Genomic DNA, 11,006 nt, shown 5'->3' with positions numbered 1-11,006 from the left:
GGGGTCAGCTTCATCCCACCCTGGGGCACACCGATAACCGCAATGCCGGAATACCAAGAAGCAGTAGCCAGACTCAACGCCGAACAAGCAGGACAACCACCAGACCCACCACCCGACAGCAGTTAATGTCCCAAACATAGAGAGGACAGCGCCACGCCTGATAACGGTCTGCACCCGTCAGTCGAAGCCACACTGACGGGGATACCGGCGATCCCTAACCACGATTCACGCGCTTCCCACCGGGGGTTAAGCCCTTAAAGGGCCAAACCCGCCAACCGAAAGATGGTTGACGGGCACATCGGTGATCCCTAGTCGCAATCCATGTCGAGACTCCCACACACGCGGACTACTCGGAGGAGCTCCACGGCTCCGACTCCGCGAGGATGAGTTCCTTTATGGTGCCGAACTTGTGCATGGTGCCGCGTGAGAGGTGGACACGGAAAGGTTTTCCGACTTCGCCCTCCTCGATGCGGTGCCAGGAGAAGTCGGTGCGGACGAGCTCTCGATTCTTGCGCTCGATGATGTGCAGGCCGTGGTCGAGGAGGATTGTTTCCGCGTCGGTACGGATGAACCACACGCGGTCCCCCACGCTTCGGCGCTTGAGGCCTGACAGGGCTCGATGGTCCTCGCGCAGGCGGGTGACGGACTCGACAACACCGAACCGGTGATCAAAGCCCTCGGCATCGGCTATGACGAGCGGCCGGCCTGGACCGACAGGGCGCAGCGCAGAAACCCGCCACGCCACCGGTTGCCCGAGCTGGCCATCCTTAGACACGGGGCGTACAACCGCCACGCAATCGGACGGAGAAGTGAGCTCGATGTTCGCCCGGTGTTGAGTCGGGGCTGGTGCGGTGGACGGCTGCATCGAGGTGGATGCGGTAGGCGCCTGAGGAACCAACGTCACCCGGTGCGTCGGCGTGATGACGAGCCAGAGACCTTCGGTGACCAAGTTGGCGTCGAGAGGCACAAGCGGTGGGTGGACGGCGACCATGGACTCCAAGCGGGCCGTGAGGTCGTCGTCAGACACGCCCCAGCCGTACCCTTCTGCCGCCAGCATGCCGAACAGGGTTCCCAGGGGAAGATCCGGCTGACCTTCCCACGCAGCGCGCAAGGCGGCGAGGGTGCGGTCAATGCGGGTTGGGTCAAACATGATACTTAAGCCTAGTAGGCCCGCGATCACCAAAGCCGCCCAACCCCAACAGGGATTGAGCGGCTTTCAGACCTGCTAATCAGGAAAGGCCTTTAGCCTTAGCGAGAATTAGTCGAGGATCTTGGTAACGCGGCCAGCGCCGACGGTGCGGGAGCCCTCGCGGATAGCGAAGCGCAGGCCCTCGTCCATAGCGACCGGCTGGATGAGCTCTACGGACATCTCAACGTTGTCGCCCGGCATAACCATCTCGGTGCCCTCAGGCAGCTTGATGACGCCGGTAACGTCGGTGGTGCGGAAGTAGAACTGCGGACGGTAGTTGTCCATGAACGGGGTGTGGCGGCCGCCCTCTTCCTTCTTCAGGACGTAGACGGAACCCTCGAACTTGGTGTGCGGGGTGTAAGCGCCCGGCTTGATGACAACCTGGCCACGCTCGACGTCCTCACGCTTGGTACCACGCAGAAGCAGACCACAGTTGTCGCCAGCCTCGGTGTAGTCCATCATCTTGCGGAACATCTCGATACCGGTAACGGTGGTGGAGGTAGCCTTGTCGCGGATACCGATGATCTCAACGTCCTCGTTGACGTTCAGGGAACCACGCTCAACACGGCCGGTAACAACGGTACCGCGGCCGGTAATGGTGAAGATGTCCTCGATCGGCATCAGGAACGGCTTGTCCAGCTCGCGCTCCGGATCCGGGATGGAGTCATCGCAAGCCTGCATCAGGTCAACGATGGACTGTGCCCACTTCTCGTCACCCTCGAGAGCCTTGAGAGCGGAGATGTGAACGATCGGAGCTTCCTCGTCGTAGTCCTGCTCGGCGAGCAGCTCGCGGATCTCCATCTCGACGAGCTCGATGATTTCCTCATCGTCAACCATGTCGCACTTGTTCAGTGCAACGAGGATGTACGGAACGCCAACCTGGCGAGCGAGGAGCACGTGCTCACGGGTCTGCGGCATCGGGCCATCGGTTGCAGCAACAACCAGGATGGCACCGTCCATCTGAGCAGCGCCGGTAATCATGTTCTTGATGTAGTCGGCGTGGCCCGGGGCGTCCACGTGTGCGTAGTGGCGCTTCGGGGTGGAGTACTCAACGTGGGAGATGTTGATGGTAATACCGCGCTCCTTCTCCTCAGGAGCCTTGTCGATCATGTCGAAGGCGAAAGCGGTGTTCTCCTCCGGGTAAGCGTCAGCCAGAACCTTGGTGATCGCTGCGGTGGTGGTGGTCTTGCCGTGGTCGACGTGTCCGATGGTGCCGATGTTCACATGCGGCTTCGTACGCTCGAACTTCTCCTTTGCCACTGTTTGTCCTCCTGGACTCTATGGCGGCTACGTATTTCGCAGCCACGTGGTTTGTATTGCCATTGGCACTTCGAGCCGAAGCTCATAAGCGCTAATGACGCTTTCTTACGTGCCAGTTACACGATCCTAGATTTATGCCGCAGTTTTTTCAAACTGCCCAAATAGGAGGTAACCCCGCCCATCAGGTGCGGACGTTGACCCTCGACAAGAATCAATTTAAAGGATCCTGGGAGGGTAACGGCCGGCTCAACGCGCAAAGTGTTTACGCACTCAGCGGACCGCTACCTCCCCAGCGCTGGGGCTGGTGCCTACTGGCGAAGACTACCAGCCCCACAAGGCAGGGAGTCCATCGGACCCCCCTTAAACCTTAGGCCTTGGCGCCGGTGCGCTCCTCGATGATGGCCTGTGCCACGGAGGACGGAACCTCAGCGTAGGAATCGAAGACCATGGTGAAGTTTGCACGGCCTGCGGTGGAAGAACGCAGGTCGCCGATGTAGCCGAACATCTCGGACAGCGGCACCTTAGCCTTAACCACCTTGGCGCCGGAGCGGTCCTCCATAGCGAAGACCTGGCCGCGGCGGGAGGAGATGTCACCGTTGACGGTGCCCATGTACTCCTCCGGGGTGACGACCTCAACGGCCATGATCGGCTCGAGCAGAACCGGCTTTGCCTTGGCGACGGCCTCCTTGAGGACCTGAGAACCGGCCAGCTTGAAGGCCATCTCAGAGGAGTCGACGTCGTGGTAAGCGCCGTCCTCAAGGGTGGCCTTGATGTTCACCAGCGGGAAGCCAGCGACGAAGCCGTACTGCATAGCGTCCTGGATACCAGCGTCGACAGACGGGATGTACTCCTTCGGAACGCGGCCACCGGTGACGGCGTTCTCGAACTTGTAGGTTGCGGACTCGCCCTCTTCCAGCTCTTCCGGATCCGGGTTGTAAGGCTCGATGGTGACGATGACCTTCGCGAACTGACCGGAACCACCAGTCTGCTTCTTGTGGGTGTAGTCCAGGGACTCGACCTTCTTGCGGATGGTCTCGCGGTAGGCAACCTGCGGGTTACCGATGTTTGCCTCAACCTTGAACTCGCGCTTCATGCGGTCCACCAGGACGTCGAGGTGGAGCTCGCCCATACCGCCGATAACGGTCTGGCCGGTCTCTTCGTCGAGCTCGACGGTGAACGTCGGATCCTCGGCAGCCAGCTTCTGAATAGCGGTACCCAGCTTCTCCTGGTCGGCCTTGGTCTTCGGCTCGATGGAGACCTTGATAACCGGGTCCGGGAAGTCCATGGACTCCAGGATGATCTGGTTGTCCTTGTCACACAGGGTGTCACCGGTGGTGGTTTCCTTCAGACCAATGACGGCGTAAATGTTGCCGGCATCCGCCTGCTCCACCGGGTTCTCCTTGTTGGCGTGCATCTGGAACAGCTTGCCGATGCGCTCCTTCTTACCCTTGGTGGAGTTCATAACCTCGGTGCCCGGCAGAACCTGGCCGGAGTACACGCGGGTGAAGGTCAGCTGACCGAAGAACGGGTGAGCAGCAATCTTGAAGGCCAGTGCGGAGAACGGGGACTCCACGGACGGCTTACGGGTGATGACCTCATCCTCGTTGCCCACAGCGTGGCCGGTGATCTCACCGACGTCGAGCGGGTTCGGGAGGTATGCCACGACGGCGTCGAGAAGCGGCTGGATGCCCTTGTTGCGGTAAGCGGTACCACACAGGACCGGGTAAATCTCAGAGGCGACGGTCATCTTGCGGATGGCGGTCTGGATTTCTTCCTTGGTCAGCTCCTCGCCACCAAAGTACTTCTCCATGAGGGCCTCGTCGGACTCAGCAACGGCCTCGAGCAGCTTCTCGCGGTACTCCTCGGCCTTCTCCTGCAGGTCGGCCGGGATCTCCTCGATGGTGGGCTCAGCGCCGGTCTCGACCTTGCCGCGCCAGGTCACGGCCTGCATGTCGATGAGGTCGACGACGCCGTCGAAGTCATCCTCAGCGCCGATCGGCAGCTGCAGAACCAACGGCTTAGCGCCGAGGCGGTCGATGATGGTCTGGACGGTGAAGTAGAAGTCCGCACCCATCTTGTCCATCTTGTTGACGAAGCAGATACGCGGAACGTCGTACTTAGCGGCCTGACGCCACACCTGCTCGGACTGCGGCTCGACGCCTTCCTTACCGTCGAAGACGGCAACAGCACCATCGAGAACACGCAGGGAGCGCTCCACCTCAACGGTGAAGTCAACGTGGCCCGGGGTGTCGATGATGTTGATCTGGTTGTTCTTCCAGAAACAGGTAACGGCGGCGGACGTAATGGTGATGCCGCGCTCCTTCTCCTGCTCCATCCAGTCGGTGGTGGAAGCACCGTCGTGGGTCTCGCCGACCTTACGGTTGATGCCGGTGTAGAAGAGAATACGCTCAGTCGTAGTGGTCTTACCAGCATCGATGTGAGCCATGATGCCGATGTTGCGGACCTTGTTCAGGTCCTTAAGCACTTGTTGTGCCACAGTAAATACCCCAACTTAATTGTCGTCGACGCCCGAGCCAGCTTGTGACCGACTCACATAAAATGACGTCTTCATGGATAGGTCTTGGTCTATTTTGCCACGTCCAGGCTTTCGCGTCAGCGTGAGGTCGCAGGGCTTTAAGCCCTACGCCATAAAAAATGGCCCGAACAACGCTATTAAGGTTTAGATTCCGCACCGACTAGCGTGCGCTGCTCCGCCGAAGGGAGCGCGTGCACGCACTGTCAGCGCAGGTAAACGATGATATCGCTGTTCGAGCCATAATGCCGTGTGGCGGGTTATACCGCAGGTATTACCAGCGGTAGTGGGCGAAGGCGCGGTTGGCCTCAGCCATCTTGTGAGTATCCTCACGACGCTTAACGGAAGCGCCCAGGCCGTTGGATGCATCGAGAATCTCGTTTGCGAGGCGCTCGATCATGGTGTTCTCACGACGCTGGCGGGTGAAGGTCACCAACCAACGCAGAGCCAGGGTGTTGGAACGGGCGGGCTTAACCTCAACCGGGACCTGGTAGGTAGCGCCACCAACACGGCGGGAGCGAACCTCGAGGTCCGGGCGGATGTTGCCCAGGGCCTTCTCCAGGGTGCCGACCGGATCGGTGCCGGTCTTCTCGCGGCAAGCCTCGAGAGCACCGTAGACGATGCGCTCAGCGGTGGACTTCTTGCCGTCCTGGAGGATCTTGTTGACGAGCATGGTGACCTGCTCGGAGTTGTAAACCGGGTCCTTAACTACAGGACGCTTCGGTGCAGCATTCTTACGCATTGTTGATTACTGTCCCTTCTTTGCGCCGTAGCGGGAACGAGCCTGCTTACGGTCCTTCACGCCCTGGGTATCCAGTGCGCCGCGGATAATCTTGTAGCGAACACCCGGGAGGTCCTTCACACGACCACCGCGGACGAGCACCATGGAGTGCTCCTGCAGGTTGTGGCCCTCGCCCGGAATGTAGGCAGAAACCTCGATACCGGAGGTCAGGCGCACACGGGCAACCTTACGCAGAGCCGAGTTCGGCTTCTTCGGGGTGGTGGTGTACACGCGGGTGCACACGCCACGGCGCTGCGGGGAGCCCTTCAGGGCGGCCGTAGCAACCTTGGCCTTCTTGTCGTGGCGGCCCTTGCGGACCAGCTGCTGAATAGTTGGCATAAATCTAGTCTTTCTCTATGACTTCGGCTTGAACTGACCGCTTTACTCGCCCAAACATGCAAAAATAGGGGCTCTTCTCCGGGGCCCTGCCGCATGTCCAGAACGCTCCTCAACCAGATACTGGCTGAGATATCGATCAGACTTTTCATCCATAAAGATGAAACCTTGGATAGACTACCACCAGCGCGCTGATCTGCCCAAATCTGGCCTGTGGCTCCCCCAGTTGCCTCAGCAACCGGCGCGAACTAGCACCACTCCCAGGTCAGGTCCGCGTCTGCTGCGCGCTGATCAAAGTGCTCTTTTTCCTGCCGCTCCCACGTTTCGAACCACTCTTCATATCCGGGGTCACGCTCAAGAGCGCGCTCGCGGCGCTTCTCGCGTGGGCCGTCGATGCGCACGGTTACCACGGAGCCGCGCTGCTTGGCGACGTCCACGGTGGCCTCCGTGACTGAACCCACGCCCTCGACGATCAGATCATCGCGCTCATCCACGCTGGCCCAATCCTTCGGCGCGTTGGCCTCCCAATCCCAGCGCCAATACCCCGGGTTATTCTCCCGCAGCACTTGCTCCGCCACCATGGCGGAGCCTTCTTCCAACCCGTGCCAGCCGGGGTAGAACTCGTCCAGGTGGACTACCCGCCACCCGGTACGCTCCGCCAGGGCCGCAGCGGTCCAGGTCTTGCCGGCGCCGGAGGGGCCGTCGATAAGCACGGTCACCGGGCGCATCGGGCGCTTGCGCGCTGCGGCGAGCGACAGCACATCGTTTAAGAGTCTGTCCATCTCCGCGGCGTGAGTTTGGGCAGTGTCCTTACCGCCTTCCCCATGGTCCGTGCGGTCCGTGTCCTGCATGTGTTCTTTCACCACTTCTGGGTACGTCTAGCGTGCAGCGTTGCGAGAGTTCGTCCTAGAGTCCGAAGAATCTCCAGGACCCACTGAGAACCGAAACTACCACCGGTAGCGCCGCGAGGCCGGCTCCCACCACCATGGCTAGCCAGTCCCGCGCGACTAGGCGGGAGGGCCGCGCCCACGTGCGCTGGCCACCGCCCGGCGGGGTGCGGCCAAACCCGCGTGCCTCCATCGCCGTGGCCAACTTGCCTCCGCGGCGCAGGGCTAACACCAACAACCCGAAGGACATGGTGATGAGGTGCTTGATGCGGCCTTGGTCGCTCAGCCCACGCGCGCGCCGCGCCATGGCGAGGTACTGCCAGTCGGATTTGAACAGCGTCATCATGCGCACCCCGGCCACCGCCCCGATGACAAACCGGGAGGGCAGCTTGAGGATCTGGGAGAGGGCGTCGCCAAGCTCCGTCGGGTCAATATCCCGCGCCAACACCACCATGGGCAGCGCCACCGCCAGAACGCGCAGGGTGATGGCGAGGGCCAGCTCCAGCGAGTTATCCGTGACCGTCATCAGCCACCAGCTGAAGTACTCCCGCCCGCCGGGCTCGCCATAGAGCAGCATCGAGATTCCCGACAGCGGCGCAATAAGAAACAGGAACCACCCTGCCTTAAACAACCGCGGCCACGACACCCCACACAGCGGCGCGAACAGCAGCGTCATGCCCAACGACACGACTGCGGAGACCCAATCCACGGAGAGCAACAAGGGCGTAACCCACACGAACATCAGGAAGATGCGCGTTAGCGGATTCATCCCGCGCAAAAGATCTGTACTAGCCACGGCTCACCTCCACTCGGTGGTCCCCCAACGCGGAAATGAACAACGGATCATGAGTCACCGACGCAATTGTCGTCCCCTCATCCGCCATGCGCCGCAGCAACCACACCAACTCGGTAAAGGTGTGGGGATCTTGGCCGAAGGTGGGCTCATCAAGGAGCAGCACCTCGGGTGCGGTGACCAACGCCGTGGCCACGGACAACCTGCGCTTCTCCCCTCCGGACAGCGTAAACGGATTAGCGTTGAGCACATGCCCCAGACGCAAAGCCTCCACAAGCTCCGCAATGCGCTTCTCTGGCACCTCGCGGCGCATAACCCGCGGCGCCACGCGCAGTTCCTCCGCCACCGTGCGGGCGACGAACTGGTGCTCGGGGTTCTGGAAGACGAACCCAATACGGTCCGCCAGGTCCCGTGACTTCCACGTCAGCGGCGAGCCCTTCAGCCCTCGCCTCACGTACTCCGCCACACCAATCTCCCCTGACTTTGCGGGAAGCAACCCCGCCACCGTCATCAGCCACGTGGTCTTGCCCGCGCCATTGGGCCCGGTAATCACCGTGGATTTCCCCCGCGGCAGCGCGTAGCTACGCGGCGGCCCGAAGCGGGTGACCAAGTCCGTACTCCACAGCGCCGCCGGTTCCGACTCTGCCGCTTCCGGCACGACCCCAACTCTGCCTGACGCCGGCCCATCAATCCCCCGCGCCCGCGGCAAACCGCTAATAGAGCGCGAAGCCACGACAGTCTCAACTGGACCGTCAGCGACGATGCGCCCATCCTTCAGCTCAATCGCGCGGTCGAGCACTCCCTTCCATGCCGAGTGCTGGTGCTCGACCACGATGAGCGTGGCACCAGTGCGCTCCACCATGGTGGACACCGCTTCGATGACCTCGCGTGCTCCCTCCGGGTCGAGGTTCGCCGTCGGCTCATCCAGCAACACCATGCCCGCGCCCATCGCGATAACACCGGCCAAGGCCAGACGCTGCTTCTGCCCACCGGAAAGCTGCTCGGTGGGAAATGACAAGTCCACCGATGGCCCCACCATCGATAGCGCCGCCGACACCCGCTGCCATATCTCCGTGCGCGGGTAGGCCAAGTTCTCACAGCCAAAGGCCACATCATCCCCCACACGCGCGGCAATCACCTGCGAGTCCGGGTCCTGCAGGACCAACCCCACCGGAATCGTGCGCCCGGGTGGCTCGACGTGACCCGAGGCATCCTCCAGAAGAATCTCGCCTACGCGTGTGCCTTCATCATCCCCACCAAGCACACCCGCAATCGCCGCCAGCAGCGTGGACTTCCCGGAACCAGAATCGCCACACAGCAGCACCTTCTCCCCCGGCGATACAAGCAAGTCAATATCCGCCAGCGCCGGCGCACGCCTCCCCGCATGCGTCCAGCCATAGCCACGGGCCACAAGCTTCGTGGCCCCAGCACTACTCACATCAGCCATCAGCTAAACCAAGACTCGTCTAAGCCCTGTGTTGCTCGCGTCCAACCGCAAAGCGATCCAGCGCACCAGTCTTCGCAAGAGCCTTAACCACGAAATAGCCCACGGCTCCCGCCAATACAGCACCGGAGATGCTCAGCGTCACCAGGTAGATGATGTTGAACTGCAGAGTCTTACCCAGGTTTCCGGAGGTAAACAGCTCCAGCACAAACGCACCCCAGCCCGCAGCCATGCCGCCGAGCATCGCAATGCCCAGACCGAAGCGGCGGTAGAGGAAGATAGCCAAGACAATCTCTACGCCAATGCCCTGCGCAAAACCGGAGTACAACGTACTAATCCCCCACTGGGAGCCCAGTACCGCTGACACAATCGCCGCCAACAGCTCTACGTAGAGTGCTGCACCCGGCTTGCGGATAATCAGGCCGCCAACGACACCGCCCAGAAGCCAAATACCAGTGGCAATACCGCCCAAGCCCGGCGTGAGCGCATCCATAGCCTGGAACCAGGCATAGCCCACCGTGTTCCAAGCCAGGAACACAACTCCGCACGCCACACCCAGCACGGAAGCCACCACGATGTCAACGACGCGCCAGTTCAAACTGCGCGGAGCAACACCATTCGCAGGTGCGCCACTATTAACAAATCCACCATGAGATACAGAGTTCATGATTCCTCCCTTTCGCCGGCATTATCCGGATCAGGTTCGACGGTTCGCCGCTATGACGCGGCATCTCAGCCTCCTCAGCCAATCCATGCAAACCCAATAAGACAAAAGAAATGAAATTGGGCTAAGCACAATCAAGGCAAACAAGGAAGCACCCGTGACGATGTGTAATTAGAAGCCGCCAGCACCAAAAGAGCACCAGCTAAGCACGCTCAAAAAGCACTGTCAGCTTAGCAAGACGCACCTCACAAGAGCACATCTACTTCTGCTTCAAACAAAAGAGAAACACCACCGAGAGGCACACTCAGAATAAAAACGAAAGTACCCCGTCGCGTCCTCTGACCTACGCGACGGGGTAAGTGCACACCGACTTCAACAAGCCAGTGGCCATGAGCCTCCACTCGTACAGCTTAAGGAAAGGAAAAGCTTCGGTAGAGACCCAAGACTAATGAGAAATAACAAATGGTATTTCGGAACTATTAAACAAACAAAGTCGAGCCATGAGCCGGGCCACGCCACCGAGCCATAAAGCCCGGCAGCAATGTCCCGATTCATCAACTCTCAAGTTGGGTGGGAGGTTAACGCACCTCCCGTGGCGGTGTTTTTAGAGGGAACACGTCCCCACGCTGTGCGGATTACTCGGAGGAAGAGGAACCGTTAGAGGAACCTGCACCCGGCGCACAAGCATCAGCGATAAGGCCAATAGCCAGAGCACCAGCAGCAATCAGAGCCACAGCGCCAGCAACCTGGTGATAATCAGCACCGAAACGCTTCAACTGCGCATCAATACCAGCCATCTTGTCAGCCAGCGGACCATTGAACACACCAGCCTGCTTCTGCAGCTGAGTATTCAGATCCTGAATCTGCTTGTTAATCGGAGCAACAAAGTCCGCCAGACCCGGAATATTCATCTGGGAAGCCAGACCAACCGGAATCAGGAACAGCAGCGGGATACCAACACCCAAGCCGGTGTTGATGCAACGCTCGCTCGGCTTCGAAGACAGGTCAGAGGAACCATTACCCGGCTTAGACGGCTTCTTGTTGTCGTCCACACCCTTCTTGTGGCCGTTGACCTCAACCTCGACCACAGTCTTGCCACCCGGCAAATCCGGATCCTCA

9 protein-coding genes, 2 pseudogenes and 1 riboswitch are annotated in these 11,006 nt (G+C 60.5%); of the genes and pseudogenes, 1 reads left to right on the top strand and 10 read right to left on the bottom strand.

What is annotated here, in order from left to right; translation table 11 throughout:
- Positions 1 to 126 (top strand): annotated as a pseudogene (locus HMPREF2792_RS13420) (HNH endonuclease); the annotation flags it as partial.
- A 220-nt stretch (positions 127 to 346) separates the two neighbouring features.
- Here the strand turns inward: HMPREF2792_RS13420 and HMPREF2792_RS02145 are convergent.
- The 10 genes and pseudogenes from HMPREF2792_RS02145 to HMPREF2792_RS02100 form a co-directional block, all read right to left on the bottom strand.
- Positions 347 to 1,150, bottom strand: coding sequence for a hypothetical protein (locus tag HMPREF2792_RS02145; protein ID WP_070530492.1), 804 nt, complete (start codon positions 1,148 to 1,150; stop codon positions 347 to 349).
- Positions 1,151 to 1,258: 108 nt separating this feature from the next.
- Entirely contained in the window at positions 1,259 to 2,449 is a 1,191-nt protein-coding gene (tuf, locus tag HMPREF2792_RS02140; protein WP_070521778.1) for an elongation factor Tu, read from the bottom strand.
- Between the two features lie 367 nt (positions 2,450 to 2,816).
- Complete coding sequence (gene fusA, locus HMPREF2792_RS02135; RefSeq protein ID WP_070530489.1) at positions 2,817 to 4,946, bottom strand: elongation factor G; 2,130 nt, start codon at positions 4,944 to 4,946, stop codon at positions 2,817 to 2,819.
- 310 nt (positions 4,947 to 5,256) lie between these two features.
- Positions 5,257 to 5,724: a 30S ribosomal protein S7 gene (gene rpsG, locus HMPREF2792_RS02130; protein ID WP_070521784.1), complete on the bottom strand. Its 468-nt coding sequence runs from the start codon at positions 5,722 to 5,724 to the stop codon at positions 5,257 to 5,259.
- A 6-nt stretch (positions 5,725 to 5,730) separates the two neighbouring features.
- On the bottom strand, positions 5,731 to 6,102 hold the full coding sequence (gene rpsL / locus HMPREF2792_RS02125) for a 30S ribosomal protein S12 (protein WP_005286791.1): 372 nt from the start codon (positions 6,100 to 6,102) through the stop codon (positions 5,731 to 5,733).
- Positions 6,103 to 6,347: 245 nt separating this feature from the next.
- A complete protein-coding gene (locus HMPREF2792_RS02120; RefSeq protein WP_070530487.1) occupies positions 6,348 to 6,950 on the bottom strand; it encodes an isopentenyl transferase family protein in 603 nt (200 codons plus the stop codon).
- 55 nt (positions 6,951 to 7,005) lie between these two features.
- Positions 7,006 to 7,755, bottom strand: coding sequence for an energy-coupling factor transporter transmembrane component T family protein (locus HMPREF2792_RS02115; RefSeq protein ID WP_070530497.1), 750 nt, complete (start codon positions 7,753 to 7,755; stop codon positions 7,006 to 7,008).
- 19 nt (positions 7,756 to 7,774) lie between these two features.
- A complete protein-coding gene (locus tag HMPREF2792_RS02110; RefSeq protein ID WP_070530484.1) occupies positions 7,775 to 9,226 on the bottom strand; it encodes an ABC transporter ATP-binding protein in 1,452 nt (483 codons plus the stop codon).
- 19 nt (positions 9,227 to 9,245) lie between these two features.
- Complete coding sequence (locus tag HMPREF2792_RS02105; RefSeq protein WP_070530494.1) at positions 9,246 to 9,890, bottom strand: ECF transporter S component; 645 nt, start codon at positions 9,888 to 9,890, stop codon at positions 9,246 to 9,248.
- A riboswitch (TPP riboswitch) is annotated at positions 9,879 to 10,056 on the bottom strand. Its footprint overlaps the gene before it by 12 nt.
- A 466-nt stretch (positions 10,057 to 10,522) precedes the next feature.
- Positions 10,523 to 11,006: pseudogene (locus HMPREF2792_RS02100) on the bottom strand (hypothetical protein); the annotation flags it as partial.

The sequence above is a fragment of the Corynebacterium sp. HMSC068H04 genome (assembly GCF_001811255.1).
In the GTDB taxonomy this organism is placed as follows: Bacteria; Actinomycetota; Actinomycetes; order Mycobacteriales; family Mycobacteriaceae; genus Corynebacterium; species Corynebacterium hesseae.
Note: the sequence above shows the minus strand (reverse complement) of the source record. Positions and strands in the feature narration are given on the sequence as shown.

What these genes read in the sequence shown, in the direction of transcription:
- rpsG (WP_070521784.1), bottom strand. Translation starts at nt 5,724, where the DNA reads ATGCGTAAGAATGCTGCACCGAAGCGTCCTGTAGTTAAGGACCCGGTT.
- HMPREF2792_RS02120 (WP_070530487.1), bottom strand. Translation starts at nt 6,950, where the DNA reads ATGCAGGACACGGACCGCACGGACCATGGGGAAGGCGGTAAGGACACT.
- HMPREF2792_RS02115 (WP_070530497.1), bottom strand. Translation starts at nt 7,755, where the DNA reads ATGAATCCGCTAACGCGCATCTTCCTGATGTTCGTGTGGGTTACGCCC.
- rpsL (WP_005286791.1), bottom strand. Translation starts at nt 6,102, where the DNA reads ATGCCAACTATTCAGCAGCTGGTCCGCAAGGGCCGCCACGACAAGAAG.
- HMPREF2792_RS02145 (WP_070530492.1), bottom strand. Translation starts at nt 1,150, where the DNA reads ATGTTTGACCCAACCCGCATTGACCGCACCCTCGCCGCCTTGCGCGCT.
- HMPREF2792_RS02110 (WP_070530484.1), bottom strand. Translation starts at nt 9,226, where the DNA reads ATGGCTGATGTGAGTAGTGCTGGGGCCACGAAGCTTGTGGCCCGTGGC.
- HMPREF2792_RS02105 (WP_070530494.1), bottom strand. Translation starts at nt 9,890, where the DNA reads ATGAACTCTGTATCTCATGGTGGATTTGTTAATAGTGGCGCACCTGCG.